Raw genomic sequence first — 23,605 nt, 5'->3', positions numbered from 1 at the left:
GGCGCGGCATGGATGAAATCCCTCCACTTTATAGTGCATTCCGTTGTCCGGCATTATAACCAATCGCGCTCGGCCGCCCGCCGATTTTCCCGGCCGGGTTTCAGGCGTCGTAGACGGTGTGCAGCATCTTGGCGGACAGCAGCAACAACAACAGCGCGAACAGTTTTTTCAAGGCCGGTACCGGCAGGCGATGGGCCAGTCTGGCGCCCAATGGCGCGGTCACCACGCTGACTAGCGCAATCGCCGCCACCGCCGGCAAATAGATGTAGCCGAAACTATGGGCCGGCAGGCCTTCGACCCGCCAACCGCTGGCCATGTAGCCCAAAGTGCCGGCCAGCGACAACGGCAGGCCGACCGCCGCGGAGGTGCCGATCGCATTCTGGATGCGCACGTTGCACCAGCTTAGAAACGGCACGGTCAAAGAACCGCCGCCGATCGCCACCAGCGCCGACACCGCGCCGATCAACAGGCCAACCAGGCTTAAACCCGTAGCGCCCGGCAGCTGTCGACTGGGCTTGGGGCGAACGTTGAGCACCATTTGCAGCGACACATAAGCCATGAACACCACGAAAAACAGGGCTAACGGTCGGTTTGGAATCAACGCGGCAACGAACGCCGCCGCGAAGGTGCCGGCGATAATGCCGGGCGAGAGCGTCCATACCACCGGCCAAATCACCGCCCCATGCCGATGGTGAGCCCGTAGGCTGGCGATCGACGTCACGATGATGGCCGCCATCGAAGTTGCCAGCGCCATGTGTACCAAGTGAGCCGCGCCGAAGTTTTGCATTGCGAACAAAGTGGTCAACACCGGCACCATAATGCCGCCGCCGCCGATACCTAGCAAGCCGGCAAAAAAGCCGACCGCCACCCCCAGGCCCAGGTAGGCCGCAATCCAGTCGAGTTCCAGCAAGAAGTTCCTCTTTCGGCCGAGCCGGTTGTTGTAGAAATTAGGTAGTCGTGGCCGATCTTTCGTTCGGCGCCACGGGTGAACGCTGTGTCGCGCGCGGCCGCCAAGCGCTTTGAAGTGCAAGACTTGACGGCGGTGGTCGTCGAGGCGAATTAGCCTTCGCAGCGCGCTACAAATAGCGCAGCCACCGCCAATCCGGACGCGCCGCCTTGAAGGCTTCGAACCAGCGGCAGACCGGATACAGCATCAGCAACACCAGCAGCCAAATCGCGTAAACGCCGGGCAACCCGTAGCCGTAGTCCGCCGGCAAGTCTTTCCGCCAAATGCCGCCGCCGGCGATGGCAGCGACCGGACCGTCGGTCCAATAGGCGATGAGCACCGCCAAACCGTGTATCAGGTAAAGATGGATCAAATAGTAAAATAGCGGGGTCTTACCGAACACCGGCAAAATCGGCAACAGCCGACCGCTGCTGGCTGCCAGAAACAGCATGGCCGGACCCAAGGTCATCAGCAAGTACAGCAAGGACGGCGGGTATTTATGGCAATTGATAAACGACAGCAGCGTAAATGTCGAGTCGGGGTAGCTTCGCCAGGGTTTGGGATCGCCGTAAAAATTGCTGTAGCGCAGCGCGATAAATCCCAGAATCAGCGCGGCGCCCAATCCGGCCAGCCGCCGACCGCTTTGCCAGCCCGGACTGCTGATCAGTCCGCCGAAGCCATAACCCAGCGCCATCACGCCGATCCACGGTACCAGCGGATAATAGGGATTCAGTTTCCAACCGGCGCCGAAATCGATGTCGTCACCGGTATGTAACACCGCCCACCACGGGCCGAACCCGCCCAAGTGTTCCGGTTTAATCCCGTCGAACAGATTGTGGGTCGCCACCATGAAACCGCCGAACGCCACCAGCCAAGCCAGCGGTAGTTTGACCAGGCCGGCCAACGCGATCATCGACCAGCCGATCGCCCACAAAACGCCAGCGTCGAGCTGGCGCAAGTCGGCCCGGAAATTCCAGGCAAAGGCTTCGACGGTCGCCACCAACACGACTAACAGCAGGCCGCGTTTGACCAGAAATTCGCCGAGCGGCGCGTCCGGACCGCGTTTGGTCGCCCACAGATAAGCGCTGGTGCCGGCCAGGAACACGAACACCGCCGCGCAAAAATGGGTGATCCAGCGCGTCATGAACAGGGCCGGGGAGGTTTTGTCCAGGTCGGTAGGATCGAAATGGGCGTTGCTGAAGAAGTCGCGGGTATGGTCCAGAGTCATCAGTACCATCACCAGACCGCGCAGATTATCGAGAGCAGGAATGCGTTGATTCATAGCCTTGTACTTGTTTAACGGCTGCGTTTAACGGTGCGCGGCCGGATTTGGGCTCGACTGGCGGAGGATTGTTCCTAACCTGATCGTACTATCGCTAGAAACGGGCGCGCCGGCCGCCAATATTAGCCGCCGAAACAAGCTTCGTTCATCGATAGCGCGGGCTGGCTGGGCGGCCGGCGCACGCCGATGAAGCGCTCCCGCCAATACGGTTGATTCAAATCGGACACCATGACCCGACCAGTCCGACTACTGGGGGCATGCACGAAGCGGTCGTCGCCGACATAAATGCCGACGTGGGAGTAGGGCTTGTCGGTATTGAAAAACAACAGATCGCCCGGCCGGCGCTGCTCCGGATGGACGGCCGGCAACTGGGTGGCCAACGAAAAGGTATCGCGCGGCAGACGCAAACCTTGGCGGTTATAGACGTAATACACCAAGCCGCTGCAATCGAAGCCCTGGCTGGGCGAAGCTCCACCGTAAACGTAAGGCCGCCCCTGCAATTGCAAGGCCTCGGCGACCACCTTGGGCGCGTCGGCCGGTATTGCTTGCGGGGCGATATTCAGCGCCTTCTTGTCGTCGCCGGCGCAACCGGCCAGCAACGCGGCCAATAGCGCTATCGGCAATATCGCTGGCGAAAAACTGAGCTTGAGCATCGGTGCGGTTTTCAAGACGAAGTTGGGCCAATTATAGTCGGCCTGCCCGTTGTCCGCCCAGGCTTAGTATGTCAGCGCAGAGTCCCAACCGACGGAAAACGACGTTTTGCACCGAAAAATACACAGACGAGCGCCGGAACGACGTTAGCCGCGAAGGTAAACATCGGTCCACCCGTGGCCTATGAGTTGCCCCCCGTAATAACGCGAAAGCGCCCCCCGCCAAATTGACCCGCACTATCGAGAGTCCGACAAACACGAATTAAGCGCCAGCGAGAAGAATCCAACGGGCAATTGCGCCGCCGTTGCGTCGATGCTAAGGTTCGCCGGCGGTCCGGGCTAGGCAAAAATCGCCGAGTGCCGGGCATTGAAATCAGTCGCGCTTCGCAATCGGACTCACCGGCGCGCCGTTTCCCCTGTTCGGTAACGCTTAACTCGAATCCAGGCTTTTCACCCGTCCCGATGTCGCCACACTCAACCGCATGTTTTAGCCGATGCCGAAAATAGTCGGAATTCTGTTGGCCGCCGGCGCTAGTCGCCGCTACGGCGCCGACAAATTGAGTCAATGCCTGCCGGATGGAGAACCTATTGCGCTACGCGCCTACCGGAATCTGGCGGAGGGTTGCGATCGGGTCGTCACGGTGGTTCGGCCGGACAATCCGGCCTTGGCCGACCGTTTGCAAGCCGCCGGCGCCGAAGTCGCGGTTTGCCGCGATGCCGACCTGGGCATGGGACACAGCTTGGCCCGCGGCGTGCAGGTGGCCTCGCCGGCCGCCGGCTGGTTGGTGGCACTGGCCGACATGCCCTGGATATTGCCGAGTACGGTGATCAAAGTCGCCGAGGCCTTGCGCGGCGGCGCCTTAGTGGCTGCCCCGGTGTTCAACGGCCGGCGCGGCCATCCGGTCGGTTTCGCCGCGGCATTGGCGCCTGAATTGATTGCATTGCAAGGCGATCAAGGCGCAAAATCGGTCATCCAAGCCCATCTTCATCAACTCATGCTGCTCGATTGCGACGACCCCGGTATTTTCCGCGACATCGACAGGCCCGAAGACTTACTCCCCCGACAATGCAAAAACCCGATCTGTTAAGTTTGCAACTTGAATTGCGCGACGCCCGCCGTCCGCACGCCCTGGCCACCGTGGTCGAAATTCTCGGTTCGTCGTCGGCCAAACCCGGCGCCAAGGCTCTGATCGGCGAAACCGGCGAGGTCCTGGCCGGCTGGATAGGCGGGGGTTGCGCGCAGGCGATGGCGGTCGATACCGCGCTAAAAGCCCTGGCCAGCGGCGAACCCTGTGTGATCGATGTCGATCTGACCGACGAAGTATTCGGCGCCGGCATGCCCTGCGGCGGCAGTATGCGGGTCTACGTCGAGCCGGTGGTGCCGAAACCGCGCGCCTGGCTGTTGGGCCACGGCCGCATCGTCGAGGCCTTGTGCGAATTCGCCGGCCGCCTGGGTTTCGACGCCATCGTTGACGATCATCAGGCCTTGCCGACACGCTTCCCCGGCGCCTGCCGGCTGATTACCGACGATCAGCGCTATCAACAATTGCAACCGTTTGCCGGCGATTTTGTCGTCGTCGCCACCCACCACAAAGGCGATTACGACGCGCTGACCCAGGCCCTAAATTCCGAAGCCGGCTACATCGCATTGGTGTCCAGCCGCAAACGCGCGCAATTGGTGATTTCGCGCTTGGCCGGCGAAGGTTGGGACGAAACCTCCCTGAAGCGTATCCGGGCGCCCGCCGGACTGGATTTAGGCGCGAAAACGCCCGAGGAAATCGCGCTGGCGATCGTCGCCGAAATGGTCGCGGTTCGGCGGGGCGCGGGTTGCGTACCGTTGAGCGGCCTCCCGGCAAGTCCGCCCGGTTAATTCGGCCGCTTTACCGGCCGACAACCGCCGTGTACGATGCGCCCACTCGCCACACGGCATTTTTCGCGACACCTAACGGAGCGATAGACCATGACCACGCTCGATATCAACGGCAAACGCCATAAAATCGATCTGCCCGACGACACGCCGCTACTGTGGGCCTTGCGCGACCGGCTCGGCATGACCGGCACCAAGTTCGGCTGCGGCATGGCGGTGTGCGGAGCCTGCATGGTGCATCTGGACGGCACCCCCACCCGCGCCTGCGTGACGCCGATCTCGGCGGCGGCCGGCAAGAAAATCGTCACGATAGAAGCCGTCGGCAACGACCCGGTCGGCCGCAAGGTTCAGGACGCCTGGCTGGCCTTGAACGTGCCGCAATGCGGCTATTGTCAGTCCGGACAAATCATGTCGGCCACCGCGCTGCTCAAACAACACCCTCGGCCCAGCGATGAAGACATCGACAAGGCGATGAGCGTGAATTTATGCCGCTGCGGTACTTACCAACGCATCCGCGCGGCGATCAAACAAGCCGCGAGTCTGAACGAGGAGCCCGTATGAACCGGCCGTTTTCCGATCGTCCCGGCGACGCGCTGAGCATCGTCAACGTCAGCCGCCGCGAGTTCCTGAAAACCAGCGCGCTGACCGGCTTCGTGCTGGCCGCGGGCTTTCCGGCCTTGTTGAAAGCCGACGAAACCGCATCGCCGCAAACCCCGGCAAAGTACGGCGCCGACGCGATGCCGCACGGCTGGATAGACGATCCGCTGGTGTTCGTCGCAATTGCCGCCGACGGCATGGTCACCATCGTTTGCCACCGCTCGGAAATGGGTCAGGGCGTGCGTACCAGTTTGCCGATGGTGGTCGCCGACGAACTGGAAGCCGATTGGGCACGGGTGAGGGTTGAGCAAGCGCCCGGCGACGAGGTCCGCTTCGGCAATCAGGATACCGACGGCTCGCGCAGCACTCGGCATTTTTTCCTGCCGATGCGCCGGGTCGGCGCGGCGGCCCGGCGCATGCTGGAAGCGGCGGCGGCGGCCAAATGGCGCGTGCCTCTCGAAGAGGTACGCGCCGAGCTGCATCAGGTCAAACATCTACCCAGCGGCAAGACCGTCGGCTACGGCGAACTGGCCAAGGCGGCGGCGAAACTGCCGGTGCCTGAACGAGATACCCTGCGATTGAAAGCGCCGACCGAATTTCGCTACATCGGCAAGGGCCAGTCGGATATTTACGACGGCGCCGACATCGTTTCCGGCAAGGCTCAATACGGCATCGATACTCGACTGAAAGGCATGTTGTATGCCGTGATTGCCCGGCCGCCGGTCTTCGGCGGCAAGCTTAAGAGCTACGATGCCGGTGCCGCGCTAACCGTGAAGGGCGTGATCAAGATCGTCGAATTGCCCGGCAGTCCGCCGCCGGCCGAATTCAATCCGCTGGGCGGCATTGCGGTGATCGCGACCAATACCTGGGCGGCGATACAGGGACGCGCGGCGTTGAAAATCGAATGGGACGCCGGCCCGCACGCCGGGTACGACTCCTCGGCCTACCAAGCCGAGCTTGAGGCGGCGGCGCGCCAACCGGCCAAGGTAGTCCGCCAGGAAGGCGATGTTGGGGCGGCGCTGAAATCCGCCGCCAAGCGCGTCGAAGCCGAATATTACGTCCCGCATCTGGCCCAGGCACCGATGGAGCCGCCGGCGGCGACCGCCCGCATCGGCAACGGCCGTTGCGAAGTGTGGGCTTGCACGCAAGCGCCGCAATTGAGCCGGGAAAAGGTCGCCAAATGGCTGAAACTACCCGAGGACAAGGTAGCGGTTCACGTCACCTTGCTCGGCGGCGGCTTCGGCCGCAAATCGATGCCGGACTATGTGATCGAAGCGGCCTTGCTGTCGCAAGCGATGGCCGGCAAACCGGTCAAGGTCACCTGGACCCGCGAAGACGATTTGCATCATTCCTACTACCACACCGTGACGCTCGATCGCCTGGAAGCCGGACTGAGCGCGGAAGGCAAGCCCTTGTCTTGGTTGCATCGCACCGCCTCGCCGAGCATTTCCTCGACCTTCGTCGCCGGCAGCAAATTGCCGATGCCGGTGGAATTGGGCATGGGCGTGATCAACGTGCCGTTCGCGATCAAGCATCTGCGCATCGAAACCGCCGAGGCCGAGGCTCACACCCGAATCGGCTGGTTCCGTTCGGTTTCGAACATTCCGCACGCGTTCGCGGTGCAATCCTTCGTCGCCGAATTGGCGGCGGCGGCCGGCCAGGATCACCGCGATTTTTTGCTGGCCTTGATCGGTCCGCCTCGCAAAATCGATCCACGCGGACTCGGCGACAACTGGAACCACGGCGAGTCGCCGGAACGCTATCCGATCGATACCGGCCGCCTGCGCCGCGTCGTCGAAACCGCGACCCGCGAAGCCAGCTGGGGCCGCACCTTGCCCAAGGGTCAAGGTCTGGGCCTGGCGGCGCATTACAGTTTTGTCACCTATGTGGCGGTGGTCGCCGAAGTCGCGGTTGGCGCGGACGGCAAACTCAGCATTCCCCGCATCGACATCGCCGTCGACTGCGGCCCGCAAGTCAACCCGGAACGGATACGCTCGCAAATCGAAGGCGCTTGCAATATGGGTGTCAGCTTGGCTACTCAAGGCGAGATCAGTTTCAAGAACGGCGCTGTGCAACAGGATAATTTCCATGCCTACCAAATCGCCCGAATCGACGATGCACCGCGCGAGATTCGGGTGCATTTGCTGCCGGCCGGCGATTTCGATGTGCCGTTGGGCGGCGTCGGCGAACCCGGCGTGCCGCCGATCGCGCCAGCACTGTGCAACGCCATTTTCGCGGCAACCGGCCAGCGTATCCGTCATTTGCCGATCAAGGATCAGTTGGAAAGCGCCTGAGCGTCGGGTCATCCTGTCCTAGAGGTGTTCGAATAAATCGAGCTGGTGGTACTGCCCGGCGGAGCGCTCCGGGTCCAGGCCGGATAAGGTGACCCCCAATAATCGCACCGGCTCGCTGCCGGTGCCGGCGCTGTGCAACAACTCGGCTAGCAATAGGCGCGTATCCGCGTCGTCGGCGATCGGTCGATCCAGCGTCCGGGCGCGGGTCACTTGCACGAAGTTGCGGTACTTGATTTTGACCGTCAGCGTGTAAGCCGTCATCTGCTTTTCGGTCAGCCGTAACAGGGCTTGGCTGAATAAAGCCTGTAGCAAACGCGACTGAGTCGCCGCGTCGGCGACGTCCCGTTCGAAGGTGGTTTCGACGCCGACCGATTTGCGCTGTCTGTCGGCCCGCACCGGCCGGTGATCGACGCCTCGGGCGATGTCGTGATAATGCTGGGCGGCCTTCCCGAAATGCTGTTGCAACAAGGCCAGCGGGGCTTTTTTTAAATCCAGGCCGGTCAGTATCCCAAGCGCCTGCATCTTGCGTTCGGTGGCCGGACCGATACCGTGAAATTTGCCGACGGCTAGGGTTTCGACGAAGGCGGGGCCTTGCTCGGGGGTGATCAAGTGCAAACCGTCCGGTTTGCCCAAATCCGAGGCGATTTTCGCCAAAAACTTGTTATAGGACACGCCGGCCGAAGCGATTAGTCCGGTTTCCCGGCGAATGGCTTGTTTGATTTGCCCGGCCAATCGCATCGCCGATTCGGCCGAGCTGACGTCCAGATAGGCTTCATCCAGCGACAAGGGCTCGATGCAATCGCAATAGCGGGCGAAGATGGCGCGGATGGCTGCCGAAACAACCCGGTACACGTCGAAACGCGGTCTAACGAAAATCGCTTGCGGACAGAGCCGGTAGGCCTGCGACGACGGCATCGCCGAATGCACGCCGAACACGCGGGCCTCGTAGCTACAGGTGGCGACAACGCCGCGCGAATCGGGCTGGCCGCCGACGATGACCGGCTTGTTGCGGTATTGCGGGTGGTCGCGTTGCTCGACCGCCGCGTAAAACGCATCCATGTCGATATGGATGATTTTGCGCGGCACCTCGGTCATGGCGTACTAGGGTTTGTGGGGCAATTCCAGATTGGCAGTGTCGTTCCAGTCCGCGAACGGAAACGGCAATTTGTCGGTATTGAAGGTCAGAAACAGCAAAATGTGGTAGTGATAAATCGACAGCGAGCGGCCGAAATTCAGGATGTTGGGATTGCATGCGCCAGTCAGCAGCACCGAGCCGACCTGCAACAGAATTACCAGCCACAGCAACAACTTCACCAGGCTGTCGATGGCCGCGTAGATCACCATGAAGATGATCCGCTTCCAGGTTTCGATTTTTTTCAGGTTTTCGTTGATTTGGTCCTGCATCGCCGCCTTAACCCCGGTTCATCACGTCGCGCAAGTCCAAGGCCGCCGCATTGGCTCGGGCGATGTAGTTGGCCAGCGCCAGCGAATAGTTGGCGAACAGGCCGAAGCCATCGCCGTTCAATACCACCGGACTCAAGGTCGGCGTCAAGGCTTTTTCCAGCGACTGGATCATGATGTCCAGCGTATTCATCGCCCGCTTGTCGAGCAAAATGTCGGAAAAATCGTGCTTGATTGCCCGCAGAATGTGTAACAAGGCCCAGCTGGCGCCGCGCGCTTCGTAGAACACGTTATCGATTTCCAGCCAAGGCGTTTGACCGATGGTCGGCATGTTCATATCGACCGGGTTGGAGGGGTCGCCGTGCGCGGCGCCGGAGAAGCGGTCGGTACTGGCCGCCAAACGGGTGGACAATCCGCCCAAGCGTTTGATGACAACCTCGGTGTATTGCCACAGGTTATCCGCGCGGGCATGAAACTGGGCCGGTTTGGATTCCGAAGTCGGATTTTGCAAACGCGCCATGTAACCATGCAATGCCTCGACGCCTTTAACGTATTCGGATTCGGTGGACGGCAGCGCCCAGGAATTGCGTTCGTAGTAAAAATAAGGCTCCGCTTTCGCCAAATCCGGGTCTTCGGCCGATTGCGACTGGTCGCGGGCGAAGTGGTTGCGCAAGGCGGTGGTGCCATCGCGCAGCATGACCAGCGCGCCGTACTCGAAACTTTGGATGTTATCGCAGAACAAGCCGGGCGGCGCCACGTCGTTGGATAAGTACCCGCCGGCCTTGAATAAAATCACGTCGGCAATGTGCGCCAGCGTGTTGGCGTAGACGTAGCCGATCGGCATTTGATCGGTGTGGGTCACGTTCATGCGTTCGATCGCTTCATCTTCGACGCTGAATTGTTCCGGCTCCTGGCTCCACCATTCCCCCAAAACCAGCATCACGATGACCACCACGCTGACCAAGGATCCGAATCCCCACAGAATGCCTCTCGACTTGGAGTCTTCGTAAGCTAATGGATTATCTGACATTTGTAACAATTCCCGGTGAGTCTTTTGAGAAACAGGAGAAAGCCGCCCCCCGATAAAAATGCGACCATGTTAGCACGGATTAACCGGTTGGCATTCGCCGATTTCAGTGCAGCTTGGCGTTGGCAAGCGATAGCGGATCGGCCAGCCGAGTGGGCGGGAGTTGCACGAAAAAGCCTTTCGCCCGCAGGCTGGCGATGACTTTTTCGACCTTCTCCCTGGCCAGTTTGCGTTCCGGCGTCAACTCCAGCTCCATCACGAATTGCAAGCGACCCAAGCTGGCGAACAAATCGGCCGGTAAAGCCGAGAAATCGTCTTTCTTGTCCAGATATAAATAGAGTTCGTCTTTTTTAAGGCTTTTATAAATAAAGCATTGCATGCGCGGCTCTCGGATTGGTTTGGACTGCCAATTTTAACGGTTTTTGTTTAGAATTTTCGGTCAACCCCTTCTCGCAGCCACCGCTAATGTCCGATTCGATTCCGCCGCAAGACCGTTTTTTCCGGCTGGCCTGCCTATTCGAGGCCGGCTTGGCGCCGCTGGCGGTTCTGTTCGGCTGGTTGACCGACGTCGATCCGTTCGCGGGCTTGGATTGGTCGGAACCGGCATTGGCGAACGGCTTATTGGCCACGCTGCCGCTGTTGATCGTGTTTTTCGCGCTGCAAGCGCTGGAATATCCGGCGTTGCGCGACATTCGCGAATTGCTGCTGGAGACGTTGGGCGCCCGACTGGTCGGACGGCACTGGTCCGATCTGCTGATTCTGGCCGGTCTAGCCGGCTTCGGCGAGGAAGCGTTGTTTCGCGGCTTTTTGCAGCCGTGGCTGGAGAACCGTTGGGGCGCGCTGCCCGCGCTCTGGCTGAGCAACACGGTGTTCGCGCTGGTACACGCGGTAACCCCATTGTACGCGGTGTTGGCCTTGCTGATCGGTCTCTATCTCGGCGTTTTGCTGGATTACGGCGGCGAGCGCAACCTGCTGATGCCGATGGTGGCCCACGCCGCTTACGACTTCGTCGCGTTTGTTGTTATCCTGCGCGATTACCGCCACCGCCAGTTAAGGAGCCAGTAATGCCCGAGTCGCCTGGTCGAGACAACCACGATAAGCTGACGGCCCACAAACTGATCTGCGTCGCGATGCTGGCGCTGCTGCTAGCCTACAACGCGTTTTGCCACTTCTGGCCGAACGAGTTTCAGCTCGGCTGGCCGGCCGACCGGCGCGAGCTGATCCGTAGCGTGCTGTACGGCATTGCCATCGTGCTGTTTCCGTTCACCAATCTGCTGCGCCACGTCCTGCTGCGTCTGAACCAGACCATGCCAGGCCCCAAACCGGCGGCGGCCCGCTATCTGGTCACGATTGCGGTCACCCAGGGGCTGATCGCATGGGTCGGGCTGTTCGGTTTCGGGATGTTTCTGATCGGGGACGGTTACAACACCCTCTATATTTTCAGCCTGATGGCGGCGCTGGGCGTGTATCTGCATCGACCCAAGACCGAGGAATATCAGCGCATTGTCGCCGAGCTGACCCGGAAAACCCCGTGATGCCGGCAAATCCCGTTGACTATTTCCGATTTTTAGGATGGGCGCTTAGGTTGTACAATGGCGGGCTTATTAAAGATTAGCCCCAGGTGTGATTATGCAAATTATTCAGGAAGCGCTCACCTTCGATGACGTGTTATTGGTGCCGGCCCATTCTTCCGTATTACCCCGCGAAGTCGAGCTGAAAACCCGGCTGACCCGCAAAATCACCCTGAACATCCCGCTGGTTTCGGCGGCGATGGACACCGTTACCGAAGCCCGCTTGGCGATCGCGATCGCCCAGGAAGGCGGCATCGGCATCATCCACAAGAACATGACGGTCGAGCAGCAGGCCGGCGAAGTACGGCGGGTCAAAAAATACGAAAGCGGCGTCATCAAGGACCCGATCACGGTTTCGCCCAACGTCACGGTCCACGAAGTGCTGGAACTGACCCGCGCCAAGAATATTTCCGGAGTGCCGGTCGTCGACGGTGAAGAATTGGTCGGCATCGTTACCAGCCGAGATTTGCGTTTCGAAACCCGCCTCGACGTGGCGATCAGCCAGATCATGACGCCGAAAGACAAGCTGGTCACCGTGCGCGAAAGCTTCAGCCACCGGGAAGTCATCGAAAAACTGCATACCCACCGCATCGAAAAAGTCCTGGTGGTCAACGACGCCTTTCATTTACGCGGCATGATTACCGTCAAGGACATTCAAAAAGCCAAGGACAATCCGCAAGCTTGCAAGGACGAGCAGGAAAGGCTGATCGTCGGCGCGGCGGTCGGGACCGGCGCCGACACCGGCGAACGGGTCGGCGCGCTGGTCGAGGCCGGCGTGGACGTGATTATCGTCGACACCGCCCACGGCCACTCGCAAGGCGTGCTGGACAAGGTGCGCTGGGTCAAACAAAACTTTCCGCAGGTTCAGGTCATCGGCGGCAACATCGCCACGGCTGCGGCAGCCAAGGCGCTGGTCGAAGCCGGTGCCGACGGCGTCAAGGTCGGCATCGGTCCCGGCTCGATCTGCACCACCCGTATCGTCGCCGGCGTCGGCGTGCCGCAGATCACCGCGGTCAGCAATGTCGCCGACGCCTTGAAAGCCAGCGGCGTGCCGCTGATCGCCGACGGCGGCATTCGTTATTCCGGCGACGTCGCCAAGGCATTGGCGGCCGGCGCTCACGCGGTGATGCTGGGCGGCTTGTTCGCCGGCACCGAGGAAGCCCCCGGCGAAGTCGAATTGTTCCAGGGCCGCTCGTACAAATCTTACCGGGGCATGGGCTCGCTGGGTGCGATGTCGCAGCAACAAGGCTCCAGCGACCGCTATTTCCAGGAAGATACCGAGCAGGTCGAAAAATTGGTGCCGGAAGGCATCGAAGGCCGGGTGCCTTACAAAGGCTCGGTACTGGCCATCGTCCATCAATTGTTGGGCGGCGTGCGCTCGGCGATGGGCTATACCGGTAACAGCACGATAGAAGAAATGCACAACAATGCTCAGTTCGTTCGAGTCACCAGCGCCGGCATGCGGGAAAGCCACGTCCACGACGTGACGATCACCAAGGAAGCGCCCAACTACCACATGAACTAATCCGGACCGATCCCGGTCCGCTCCCTGGCCGTCGCCGACCGGCGACGGCGGGTTTCCGGAAATCAGCATGCAAGCAAACCAACTCGAATCCTCCATGCCCTGCAACCTGTGCGGCGGCCGCCATGTCGAGGTACTGTCCAACCGTTCCCGTAGCGGCGCGGCGTTACGCACCGTAATCTGCAAGGATTGCGGCCTGGTATGGAGCGACCCGTTTCCGCACGACCCCCGCCAGTTTTACGCCGACGACTACCGTCTGGCCTATAAGCAAACCTACGCGCCCAAGGCCAAGCATATCCTGCGCGCCGGCCGGGTGGCGTTGGAACGCCACGCCAAGATCAAGCATCTGTTGCAGCAACGCCGACGGGTGTTGGACGTCGGCACCGGCGGCGGCGAATTCGCCTACCTGATTCAATCGCTGGGCCACGAGCTGCAAGGTATCGAACCGAACAAGGGCTACGGCGAATATTCCGCCGCCCAATACGGCTTGAATCTGCAAATCGGCTTCATCCAGGACGCCGCACTCGACGACGCCAGTTTCGACCTAGTCACGATTTGGCACGTGCTGGAACACACCGAAGACCCCAGCGCGGTGCTCGGCCGCCTGCGCGGCCTGCTCAAACCCGACGGTATCCTGGTTGTCGAAGTACCCAACGTCGAGGCCGTCTGCCAATCGCCGGCCAGCAGCTTTCACGAAGCCCATCTGTTCAATTTCAACGCCAACACCCTGCAACGGATGGGCGAAAAAGTCGGCCTGACCGCAAGCGAATACCGCTTATCGGAAGACGGCGGCAACTTGACGATGTTCTTCAAACCCGCCGAAGTCCGAGCCGACTCGGCAGCGCTGAGCGGCAACGCCGACCGGATCGGCGCGATCGTGCGCGGCCATACCAACCTGCGCCACTTCATGCGGGCCGCGCCCTATCTGCGGTTTTTGAAAAAACTGCAACGCAGCATCGCCGAGCGCGGACTGAACCAGCCGGTCGCCGATAGCAAAGCCCTGCTGGATCAGCTGTACCGCGAGTATCGCGTACTCTAGGCAGCGACCGATTTTCTGTTATTTCCGACGGCTTGGGCTAGATTAAAGCCCAAGCCGCTTCCGTTACTTCAAGGTGTTCCCGTGACGACTCCCGCATCCAACATCCACGCCGACAAAATCCTGATCCTCGACTTCGGTTCGCAATACACGCAGCTGATCGCCCGCCGCATCCGCGAGATCGGCGTGTATTGCGAGATTTATTCCTGCGACAGTCGCGACGACGAAGTCAAAAACTTCGGCGCCAAGGGCATCATCCTGTCCGGCGGTCCGGAAACCGTGACCAGCAGCGACACCCCGCGCGCGCCGCAGGCCGTGTTCGAATTAGGCGTGCCGGTACTGGGCATTTGCTACGGTATGCAAACCATGGCCGAACAGTTGGGCGGCAAGGTCGAGTCCTCCGACCACCGCGAATTCGGCTACGCCCAAATTCGCGCTCGCGGCCACTCCAAACTGTTGACGGAAATCGAAGACCACGTCTCACCGGAAGGCTACGGCCTACTCGACGTATGGATGAGCCACGGCGACCGCGTGGTCGAATTGCCGAACGGCTTCAAACTGATCGCCAGCTCCGACGGCGCGCCGATTGCCGGCATCGCCGACGAGGCGCGCAATTTCTACGCGCTGCAATTCCACCCGGAAGTCACCCACACCAAGCAGGGCGGCCGCATCCTGAGCCGCTTCGTATTGGACATCTGCGGCTGCGCGGCGCTGTGGAACGCCAGCAACATCATCGAAGATAGCATCAACGCGGTGCGCGAAAAAGTCGGTAGCGACCAAGTGATTCTCGGCTTGTCCGGCGGCGTCGATTCATCGGTGGTCGCGGCCTTATTGCACCGCGCCATAGCCTCGCAACTGACCTGCGTGTTCGTGGATACCGGCCTGTTGCGCCTGCACGAAGGCGATCAGGTCATGGCAATGTTCGCCGAACACATGGGCATCAAGGTCATCCGCGTCGATGCCGAGGCCCGCTACATGAGCGCACTGTCCGGCGTCAACGACCCGGAGCAAAAACGCAAAATCATCGGCGGATTGTTCGTCGAGATTTTCGACGAGGAAGCCGGCAAACTGACCGACGCCAAATGGTTGGCGCAAGGCACGATCTACCCGGACGTCATCGAATCGGCCGGCGCCAAAAGCGGCAAGGCGCATCTGATCAAATCCCACCACAACGTCGGCGGCCTGCCGGAAAACATGAAGCTGAAACTGGTCGAACCACTGCGCGAACTGTTCAAGGACGAAGTCCGCAAACTCGGCCTGGAACTGGGCCTGCCGGCCGACATGATCTACCGCCACCCCTTCCCCGGTCCCGGCTTGGGCGTGCGCATCCTCGGCGAAGTCAAAAAATCCTATGCCGACTTACTGCGCAAGGCCGACGCCATCTTCATCGAAGAACTGTATCGCCATGATTTGTACAACCAAGTCAGCCAGGCCTTCGCGGTGTTCCTGCCGGTCAAATCGGTCGGCGTAATGGGCGACGGCCGCAAATACGACTACGTCGTGGCCTTGCGCGCTGTCGAAACCATCGATTTCATGACCGCCCGCTGGGCCCACTTGCCCTACGACTTTCTGGACTTGGTCTCAAGGCGCATCATCAACGAAGTGCCGGGGATTTCCAGAGTAACTTACGACATCTCCGGCAAGCCGCCGGCGACGATTGAGTGGGAGTAAAGATGCGCTGAAAAATAAAACATTCAACATCTAATTCGTAATTTTTTAGGGCTTGGCACCATGCCTTTGATTAATGAACTGAATATGGATACTAAAGATTGGATAATGACCATTTCAGTCATTGTGGGGCCAATCCTTGCTGTCCAGGCTCAGAAATTTCTTGAAAATTTTAGTGAAAAAAAGGAACGTCGTATCAGGTTGTTCAAAACCTTGATGTCTACACGAGCAGAGCGCCTAAATAGAGACCATGTTCAAGCTCTAAACATGATTGACATTGAGTTTTATGGTCAAATGATTCCACTTATAAGAACGCGATATCAAACTCAAAAAGAACAAGCAGTTACTAATTGTTGGAAGAATTATAATAACCACCTAGGCCAAAGAAATACATATGAGTCAGGTGAGGCATGGCTAAAAAATGCGATGAGCTGTTTACTGATTTGCTTTATGCAATGGCGCAATCCTTAAACTATGACTACGATAAAGTTCAGCTTCAAAGGGACTGTTATCGACCGGAAGCTCACGGAACGATTGAAAATATACAGCTCAATCTTTTAACTGGTTTAGAAAGTATTGTAAAAGGAGATAAATCACTACCAATGGCGGTAACTTCTTTCCCTGGAGTTAATAATCACGATTCGGAATCATCGTTAGAAACGCCTGGTGGTGAAAGCGAACAACCGAGTAATATCGCGAAACCCGATTAGTAACCCTGATTTCCATCGTTCCCGCGCTCTGCGTTCACGTTATACACATCTCATCTCGACATCTTCTGTGCATCCAGGGCGAAGACAAAGTCGCTGCAATATAGCCTTGCCACCCCGCGTGGCGTCGTGTTTGCAAGCGAATAACTGCCAAAGCCCGCTCCAACAGGGTCACTTCCTACAACCGTAGAGGTTCGAGCGGCGGCAAGCACCGCTTGACCACGCTATAGCATAGCAGCGTCCGTAACCAAGGGAGGCAAAATGGGCAGCAGCCGCAACCTCATCACCAAACCGGACAAACCCCATTTCTAACCTGTAACGAGAATAAAGTCAGCCGGAGTTTACCCGCCCTGATGCCATTCAAATCGTTCTGGATACTTGGCGATACCAACGGCAGCACGCCAATTTCAAACTCTTCGCTTACGCGATCCTGGAAAACCTGTCGCCCAGGCTACGGTTTTGGACAAATGCGTCGCCAGTTTCAAATCCTACTCTGACCGGCGAATCATCGACCTGCCGCAACAACAAAAGCCGAGCGCCTTTTGCAAAAGTTGCGTTTCGCCAAGGCCGCGCATAAGAACGACCGCGAATTCCCATTTTGGCAGAAAGGCCTAAACGCCGAACTAGTGTTTAGCGAGATGATGATGCGGGAAACGCTGGATTGCATCCACGCGGGAGCGCGATAACGGTAATCGGGATTGCTCCGCAATCAGTTAATATGTTAGAGTCAGTTCGGCGCGACAAGCTCCGTGGTAGAGACTCGAAACACTCTACTTCCAGACATCTCCTATTTTCAAACGTAAGGAAACAAAAATGTTCAGGAAATTATTATGGCCGGCATTGATTGGCGTATTTTCATTCAATGCTCACGCTAGCGAAGTTATCGATAATACGCCAATCCACTCAAATCAAATAACGGTCCCCGAAGTAACCATTCGCCCGGAATTGCCCGGTATAACAATATCGCCAGGACAGCCACCCGAAGGTGTTCCTGCCTCGAATCCTGTCCTTATTGGTCAGCGATTGGGCTATAACGAAGCTGAAAGCTTATGGCAATATAGCTATCAAATATTTGGCCAGCAAATCAACGAACACGCCGCATTAACTATTCCGTATTTCTCGGATCAAGAAATTAGTTTGTTATCGGGACCGAGCGGTTGGAATTTGGAAATTGGCAATACCGATCTGTTTAACCTGGGTCAGGGTGTTGGATATATACGCTGGAGTTACGACGGCGTTACGCCTGACAGTTCAAACCGAGTTTTTAGTTATTACTCGCATTGGTCTCCAGGACAAGCAAGCTATAATTTCGTTGAAGCGGATCAAACTACGTCGAGCGGATTTCTTGCTCAACCATTGTCGCCGCAAGCCGCGCTGGCTGGAATTACGCCGCTTCTGTTACCTGTTCCAGTGCCTATTCCTTCGTTAGCGCTTCCCTTGTCGGTCTTGTTAATAGGCTGGGTGTTAAGCGGCTCTAAGCAACAAGCCCGGACTGCGAAGGTGTTTGTTTAGCGTGCGACGCCGGAAAAGCCGGGTTGGATACTCGCTAACCCGGCCAGATAGAATTCCATAGTTCCGCCCCGAGCATTGTTGCTGCTGGACTGATAACAATGCCGTTCTCAGTCCAACAAACAGCGCGAAAGATGAAGTACTACCGCGTCGGCGCCCACGCCGAAGCGCCGACGCTCTGGCGCCCCTATAAAACCGCCATCTTTATTCAGGAACAATCCGGCAAGCCACTGCGACAGGGCAAACAACCGGCCTATTTCGGCTTGGTTGGAAAAGGCGCTTGTGGCCCCTGCGGCTGAAATCGTCTAACGCGCCGTTGCCGCGAGCGAATAAAAAGAATCAAGCCGAATGGCTTTGACGCCGAGTCCGGAACACTTTGCAATATAATCCGAGCATTAGCGATACATCACCTAGCCAAACCACACAACATGACCGACACACCCGACATCCTCAAAACCATCCTCGCCAAAAAAGCCGAAGAAGTAGCGCGCCGCAAGAACAACACACCGTTGGCTATGCTACAAGAATTGGCCGGCACCGTGCAGGCTCCGCGCGGCTTTTACCAGGCCTTGCGCAACAAGGCCGACCAGCAAAAACCGGCAATCATCGCCGAAATCAAAAAGGCTTCGCCCAGCCAAGGCGTGATCCGCGAGGACTTCAAGCCGGTGGAAATCGCGGTCGATTATGCCTTCAACGGTGCGACCTGTTTGTCGGTGTTGACCGACAAGGAATTTTTCCAGGGCTCGGAAGCCAATCTGCAAATGGTCCGCGAACGTTGCCCGCTGCCGGCGATCCGTAAGGATTTCATGATCGATCCGTATCAAATCCACGAATCGAGGGCGCTGGGCGCCGACTGTATCTTGTTGATCGTCGCCGCGCTGGACGACGCGATGCTGAAGGAACTGGCCGATACCGCGACCGGTTTGGGCATGGACGTGTTGGTGGAAGTGCACGATGCCGAGGAACTGGAACGGGCCTTGGCGCTGAACACCCATATGATAGGCATCAACAACCGCAATCTGCGTACCTTCGAAGTGTCCCTACAAACCACGCTGGACCTGAAAAACACGATTCCGGCCGACAAATTGATCGTCACCGAAAGCGGCATCCACACTCCGGCCGACGTCAAACTGATGCAGGACAACGGCATATACACCTTCCTGGTCGGCGAAGCCTTCATGCGCGCCGAATCGCCGGGTAAGAAGATGCGCGAGTTGTTTTTCTAAGTCCGTTATTTTCGGATTCGCTGATGCTCGCCGCTGCCGGGCCAGATTAGACCGACCAAACCCTTTTTTACTCGAAACGGGTTTACGTCTTTCACGCGCGCACGACGGAGACTGGTATAGTGCCGCCGGTTTTCACCGATGGGGGCGGGGCGATGGCTAATATCCTGGGGGCGGTCCGTGGTTGGAGATGGTGCTTGCTGGTGCTGCTGGCGCCCGTGGCCGGCTTGGCGGGCGACGAATTTTCGTTAATGCAGGCCCTGGCCGACCAGGGCTGGCACGACCTGGACGACGAGCGTTGGAACGCCTACGCCCAGGCTACCTACATCTCCAGCTGGAAACCGGCCTTCGCGGCGGCTTACACCAATCTGAACGGCACGCCGCATTCGCTCAGTCCGAATGCCGAGCGCAGTTTTACCGGCACCTTTACCGCTTATTTCGGTTTGAAAGCCTGGCCGGGCGGCGAGATTTATCTGGCGCCGGAAATGATTTCCGAACTGCCGCTGTCCGACTTGAAGGGCTTGGGCGGCGGCATCCAAAACTTCGAATTGCAAAAAACCGGCTCGGTCAGCGCGACCTGGTACAAGTCGCGGTTTTATCTTAAGCAAACCTTTGGCTTCGGTGGCGACGACGGCCGCAACGAGTCCGCGCCCTTGCAACTGGCCGGCGCGTTGGACAGCCACCGCTTGGTGGTCACTTTCGGCAATCTCAGCGTGTTGGACATTTTCGACAAGAACCGCTTTTCCGCCGACCTGCGCCAGCAGTTTTTGAACATGGCGTTTCTCAGCCACGCGGCTTACGACTTTGCCGCCGACGCGCGCGGTTATTCGGTCGGTCTGGCCGGCGAATATCATCTCGGCGCGTGGACCTTGCGGCTGGGCCGCTTCGCCACGCCCCAAAATCCCAACGATCTGCCGTTGGATTTCAACGTGTTCAACCATTACGGCGATCAACTGGAGATCGAACACCGCCACACGCTGTACGGCCAAGACGGCGCGGTGCGGCTGTTGGCCTACCGCAATCGGGAAATCATGGGTCGCTGGGACGCGGCCATCGCGGCGCTGAAGGACGACCCAAGCAAAAACGCCGCGGCTTGCGGCGGCTTTCATTACGACTCGACCAACGCCGGCGCGCCGGATCTGTGTTGGGTGCGCCGACCCAACGTCAAAACCGGCATCGGCATCAATATCGAACAGCGCTTGACTGGCGCGATCGGGATATTTCTACGCGGCATGGTTTCGGACGGGCAAACCGAGGTGTACTCCTATACCTCGGCCGACCGCTCGTTGTCGTTGGGCGCGGCCGTCGACGGCGAATATTGGGGCCGAGCCCGCGACACGGTCGGGGTCGGCTTCGCCAGCAGTTGGTTGTCGGCCAGCCACGTCGACTATTTGCGCCTGGGCGGCGTGGACGGATTTATCGGCGACGGCACCATCCGCTACCGGCCGGAACAGTTGGTAGACGTTTACTATAAATTCCATCCCTGGCCCTCGGTGTGGCTGACCGCCGACTACCAGCACATCGCCAATCCGGCCTACAATGCCGATCGAGGTCCGGTCGACGTTTACGGACTGCGCGCCCATTTCGAATTCTGACGTCGCGCGGTTGAAATCAACCGCAGGTTGGGGGATTTTACCCAAAAAAGGCTTTTCCGGAAAAAGATAGCGTATCGATAATAGTCTGCTATCATGCGCGGCCCGCGAACGGCGGGTGTCGGCGCGGACCGTAACCCCGACTCGGTAATGGCAAAGCTCTTGCTAAACTGAATCTGCTCCGGCGCGGCCGGAGGTTTAATCAATCACGGCGAAATTGATGCGAAAACGATTCCAGCAACTCTGTTGCCTCCTGGCGCTGCTCGGCGGGCAGTCGGCGTGGGCGCAAACCCGGCTAGTCAGCGCCGAGCAAACCTTGGCGCTGTTCTTTCAGCGCAATCTGGATTTGATCGCCGCCCAATACAACATCGATCAGGCCCGCGCCCAGGAAGTCATCGCCGGCGCCATCCCCAATCCGGATTTCAATTTCCAGTTGTCCGAGATCGGCGACAATCCCAACATGGGCTCGGCGGCGCGCGGCTGCAATCACAATCCGTCGGTCTCTTGCGGGCCCGCCGAATACTTTTCGTTCAGTCAGTTGATTGAGATGGCCGGCAAACGCGGTTTGCGCATCGAAAGCAGCGGCTTCGCGACGCAAGCCGCGGAAGCCGATCTGCGCGATGCAGTGCGTATCTTTAGCAATATGGTGCTGGACGCCTACTTCGATCTGTTGCTGGCCCAAAAAAACCGCTGGCTAGCCCAGGAAGCCGTCTCCCATTATCGGGACATCGCGGTGGCCAACAAGCTGCGCCTAAACAGCGGAGACATCGCCGAAGCGGATTTTTTACGGGTCAAAATGGAAGCCACCCGCGCCGAAGCGGATCTGGACGCGGCCGAAGCGGCGGTGCGTCAGGCCCAAACCTCGCTGGCGCAAGTTCTGCGTTGGCCGGAGCCGGACTGGCAATTCGAGGCCACCGAAGTCTGGCCGGCGCTCAGCGACATCGGCCAGCACGGCGATGAAACCGCATTGCTCGACCAAGCCTTGCGTCAGCGGCCGGATTTGCAGGCCGATCGGCGCCGCGCCGAGCAAGCGCAAAAGGAGCTGGAATTGGCCCGCCGCTTGAAATACCCGGACGTCACGGTCAACGCCGGTTACGCCCGCGACCCCAGCAACAACGCGCTCAATTCGTTTTTCGTCGGCGTCAGCGTGCCGGTGCCGGTGTTTTATCAGTACCAGGGCGAAGCCGACAAGGCGACAGTCGGTTTGAATCAAGCGCAATTGGCGGTCGAACAAACCGAACTGGCGATTCGTAGCGACGTGGCCAATGCGCTGGCCGCCTGGCGCAGCGCCGATAAAATCGCCCAACGCTACGAAAACGGCTTGCTGACCGATGCCCAAACCGTGCGAGACAGCGCCGAACTGGCTTTCAAAAAAGGCGCGACCGGCGTGTTGGATTTTATCGAGGCGCAGCGCAGTTACAAAACCGCGATGCGCGACTACTTCGCGGCCGTCGTCGGTCGTGCCAACGCCTATTACGACTTGGCCAAAGCCGTCGGCGACGAAACCCCGCTCGGCCATCCGGCCGCCGATTCAAATTCCATTCCCAAGCCCTGATGACCACCGTGTTTAAACGCCATTTTAACGTCCCGATTCGGACCGCGCTGCTGGCGGGCTTGCTGGCGCTGGCCGCGTGCAACGAAGCCGCCGATAAAACTCCGCCGCCCCCAGCTGCCAAAACGCCGGGCGAGGTGGTGTTGCAAGCCGATTCGCCGAAAAAAACCTACGTCAAGATTCGCGAAGTGGCCTACAGCCGGCCGCCGACGATGGAGCCTCTGGCCGGCAAGATCGCCTACGACGAAAACCTGACCTCGCGGATTAGCTCGCCGGTCGCCGGCCGGGTAGTCGGCCAAGCGCTGGCCTTGGGCAGCCAAGTCGCCGCCGGGTCGACGCTGTTGGAATTGCACAGCCCCGATGTCGCCGACGCCGAAGCCGATTTCGCCAAGGCTCGGGCCGAATCGACGCTGGCCAACCGGGCCTATCAACGCCAGCGCGAGCTCTACGAAGGCAAGGTCGTCGCCCGCAAGGACTTCGAGCAAGCCGAGGACGATTTGCAGCGGGCGCGCAGCGAACTGCAACGCACCGAAACCCGCTTGAAAAATCTGCATCTGGCCGGTCGCCAAGCCAACGGCCGGTTTGCGTTGAAATCGCCGTTGGCCGGCAACGTCGTCGAGCGTAACGTCAATCCCGGTCAGGAAGTCGGCCCGGACACCGACCGTCCATTGTTCGTGGTGTCCGACTTGAGCCGGCTGAGCGCGGTGCTGGAGGTGTTCGAGATCCATCTGAGCAAGATCAAGGTCGGTCAGCAAGTCAGCGTCGAAGTGCCCGCCTATCCGGGCGAACGTTTTCCGGCCGTGGTGCGCTATATCGGCCAAGTACTGGATGAAAACAGCCGCAGCGTGCAAGTGCGGTGCGAGCTGGCCAATCCGGACGGCCGCCTGCTGCCGGGCATGTACGCCAGCGTGACTCTGGAAAGCGACCCGTCTCAACAGGCGATCGTGATTCCGCTGACGGCGGTATTTACCGAGGCCGAATCCGATTACGTATTCGTCGCGACCGGGGAAAATCGTTTCAAGCAAAAGCCGATCAAAATCGGCCTGCGCCTGAAAGACCAAGGCGTCGTTCTGGAAGGCTTACAGCCCGGCGAGCGCCTAGTCACCGAAGGCGCCCTGGTGCTGCGCGCCGAGGAAGATGCCGACACTCAGGCCAATTGAC

Annotated in this window: 22 protein-coding genes and 1 pseudogene; 16 read left to right on the top strand and 7 right to left on the bottom strand. The window is 59.2% G+C overall.

The features are described from left to right. Positions 1–100 precede the first annotated feature (100 nt). From ACQE3E_RS00935 to ACQE3E_RS00925, 3 genes are all read right to left on the bottom strand, one after another. Entirely contained in the window at positions 101–910 is an 810-nt protein-coding gene (locus ACQE3E_RS00935; RefSeq protein WP_313729332.1) for a sulfite exporter TauE/SafE family protein, read from the bottom strand. 166 nt (positions 911–1,076) lie between these two features. Then, positions 1,077–2,228 carry a DUF1624 domain-containing protein gene (locus tag ACQE3E_RS00930; protein ID WP_313729333.1) on the bottom strand — a complete coding sequence of 384 codons (1,152 nt, stop codon included), beginning with the start codon at positions 2,226–2,228 and terminating at the stop codon, positions 1,077–1,079. 122 nt (positions 2,229–2,350) lie between these two features. Then, complete coding sequence (locus ACQE3E_RS00925; protein ID WP_427501146.1) at positions 2,351–2,881, bottom strand: C40 family peptidase; 531 nt, start codon at positions 2,879–2,881, stop codon at positions 2,351–2,353. A gap of 491 nt (positions 2,882–3,372) precedes the next feature. Here ACQE3E_RS00925 and ACQE3E_RS00920 point away from each other — a divergent pair, with 491 nt between their 5' ends. The 4 genes from ACQE3E_RS00920 (at position 3,373) to ACQE3E_RS00905 (ending at position 7,636) form a co-directional block, all read left to right on the top strand. Further along, positions 3,373–3,966 carry a nucleotidyltransferase family protein gene (locus tag ACQE3E_RS00920; protein ID WP_313729335.1) on the top strand — a complete coding sequence of 198 codons (594 nt, stop codon included), beginning with the start codon at positions 3,373–3,375 and terminating at the stop codon, positions 3,964–3,966. Then, complete coding sequence (locus ACQE3E_RS00915; RefSeq protein WP_313729336.1) at positions 3,945–4,748, top strand: XdhC family protein; 804 nt, start codon at positions 3,945–3,947, stop codon at positions 4,746–4,748. Before ACQE3E_RS00920 ends, ACQE3E_RS00915 begins: the two co-directional genes overlap by 22 nt. A 90-nt stretch (positions 4,749–4,838) precedes the next feature. Then, positions 4,839–5,306, top strand: coding sequence for a (2Fe-2S)-binding protein (locus tag ACQE3E_RS00910; protein ID WP_064026395.1), 468 nt, complete (start codon positions 4,839–4,841; stop codon positions 5,304–5,306). Next, on the top strand, positions 5,303–7,636 hold the full coding sequence (locus ACQE3E_RS00905) for a molybdopterin cofactor-binding domain-containing protein (RefSeq protein ID WP_427501145.1): 2,334 nt from the start codon (positions 5,303–5,305) through the stop codon (positions 7,634–7,636). Before ACQE3E_RS00910 ends, ACQE3E_RS00905 begins: the two co-directional genes overlap by 4 nt. A gap of 18 nt (positions 7,637–7,654) precedes the next feature. Here the strand turns inward: ACQE3E_RS00905 and dinB are convergent, their stop codons facing one another. The 4 genes from dinB to ACQE3E_RS00885 form a co-directional block, all read right to left on the bottom strand. Then, positions 7,655–8,731 carry a DNA polymerase IV gene (gene dinB, locus ACQE3E_RS00900; RefSeq protein WP_313729339.1) on the bottom strand — a complete coding sequence of 359 codons (1,077 nt, stop codon included), beginning with the start codon at positions 8,729–8,731 and terminating at the stop codon, positions 7,655–7,657. A 6-nt stretch (positions 8,732–8,737) separates the two neighbouring features. Next, entirely contained in the window at positions 8,738–9,040 is a 303-nt protein-coding gene (locus tag ACQE3E_RS00895; protein WP_064026401.1) for a DUF4389 domain-containing protein, read from the bottom strand. A gap of 7 nt (positions 9,041–9,047) precedes the next feature. Continuing rightward, complete coding sequence (locus ACQE3E_RS00890) at positions 9,048–10,067, bottom strand: DUF2333 family protein (RefSeq protein ID WP_064026403.1); 1,020 nt, start codon at positions 10,065–10,067, stop codon at positions 9,048–9,050. Positions 10,068–10,170: 103 nt separating this feature from the next. Further along, on the bottom strand, positions 10,171–10,443 hold the full coding sequence (locus tag ACQE3E_RS00885; RefSeq protein WP_064026405.1) for a YcgL domain-containing protein: 273 nt from the start codon (positions 10,441–10,443) through the stop codon (positions 10,171–10,173). An 86-nt stretch (positions 10,444–10,529) separates the two neighbouring features. On the opposite strand from ACQE3E_RS00885, the gene ACQE3E_RS00880 reads away from it, so the two are divergent. The 12 genes and pseudogenes from ACQE3E_RS00880 (at position 10,530) to ACQE3E_RS00825 (ending at position 23,604) form a co-directional block, all read left to right on the top strand. Then, on the top strand, positions 10,530–11,129 hold the full coding sequence (locus ACQE3E_RS00880; RefSeq protein WP_281021974.1) for a CPBP family intramembrane glutamic endopeptidase: 600 nt from the start codon (positions 10,530–10,532) through the stop codon (positions 11,127–11,129). Beyond that, positions 11,129–11,599: a hypothetical protein gene (locus tag ACQE3E_RS00875; protein WP_313729340.1), complete on the top strand. Its 471-nt coding sequence runs from the start codon at positions 11,129–11,131 to the stop codon at positions 11,597–11,599. The genes ACQE3E_RS00880 and ACQE3E_RS00875 overlap by 1 nt, the downstream gene beginning before the upstream one ends. A gap of 94 nt (positions 11,600–11,693) precedes the next feature. Continuing rightward, on the top strand, positions 11,694–13,160 hold the full coding sequence (gene guaB, locus ACQE3E_RS00870) for an IMP dehydrogenase (protein ID WP_064026411.1): 1,467 nt from the start codon (positions 11,694–11,696) through the stop codon (positions 13,158–13,160). Between the two features lie 67 nt (positions 13,161–13,227). Beyond that, entirely contained in the window at positions 13,228–14,196 is a 969-nt protein-coding gene (locus tag ACQE3E_RS00865; RefSeq protein ID WP_313729341.1) for a class I SAM-dependent methyltransferase, read from the top strand. A gap of 81 nt (positions 14,197–14,277) precedes the next feature. Next, on the top strand, positions 14,278–15,864 hold the full coding sequence (guaA, locus tag ACQE3E_RS00860; RefSeq protein ID WP_168030276.1) for a glutamine-hydrolyzing GMP synthase: 1,587 nt from the start codon (positions 14,278–14,280) through the stop codon (positions 15,862–15,864). A gap of 60 nt (positions 15,865–15,924) precedes the next feature. Then, a pseudogene (locus ACQE3E_RS00855) lies at positions 15,925–16,571 on the top strand (DUF6680 family protein). Between the two features lie 810 nt (positions 16,572–17,381). Continuing rightward, on the top strand, positions 17,382–18,080 hold the full coding sequence (locus ACQE3E_RS00850; protein WP_313729344.1) for a hypothetical protein: 699 nt from the start codon (positions 17,382–17,384) through the stop codon (positions 18,078–18,080). Positions 18,081–18,211: 131 nt separating this feature from the next. Further along, positions 18,212–18,376: a hypothetical protein gene (locus ACQE3E_RS00845; RefSeq protein WP_175463757.1), complete on the top strand. Its 165-nt coding sequence runs from the start codon at positions 18,212–18,214 to the stop codon at positions 18,374–18,376. A 129-nt stretch (positions 18,377–18,505) separates the two neighbouring features. Next, the gene (gene trpC, locus ACQE3E_RS00840; RefSeq protein ID WP_313729345.1) at positions 18,506–19,303 is read left to right on the top strand and encodes an indole-3-glycerol phosphate synthase TrpC; all 798 of its coding nucleotides are present in this window, start codon (positions 18,506–18,508) and stop codon (positions 19,301–19,303) included. A 152-nt stretch (positions 19,304–19,455) separates the two neighbouring features. Beyond that, a complete protein-coding gene (locus ACQE3E_RS00835) occupies positions 19,456–20,895 on the top strand; it encodes a carbohydrate porin (RefSeq protein WP_313729346.1) in 1,440 nt (479 codons plus the stop codon). 217 nt (positions 20,896–21,112) lie between these two features. Continuing rightward, positions 21,113–22,447, top strand: coding sequence for a TolC family protein (locus ACQE3E_RS00830; RefSeq protein WP_313729347.1), 1,335 nt, complete (start codon positions 21,113–21,115; stop codon positions 22,445–22,447). Continuing rightward, positions 22,447–23,604, top strand: a complete 1,158-nt coding sequence (locus ACQE3E_RS00825; protein ID WP_313729348.1) for an efflux RND transporter periplasmic adaptor subunit — start codon at positions 22,447–22,449, stop codon at positions 23,602–23,604. The genes ACQE3E_RS00830 and ACQE3E_RS00825 overlap by 1 nt, the downstream gene beginning before the upstream one ends. The last annotated feature ends 1 nt before the right edge of the window (position 23,605 follow it).

The organism is Methylomonas sp. MED-D (assembly GCF_050276835.1).
GTDB classification, from domain to species: Bacteria; Pseudomonadota; Gammaproteobacteria; order Methylococcales; family Methylomonadaceae; genus Methylomonas; species Methylomonas koyamae_A.
The sequence above is the reverse complement of the archived record's forward strand: the minus strand, read 5'-3'. Positions and strand labels throughout refer to the sequence as shown.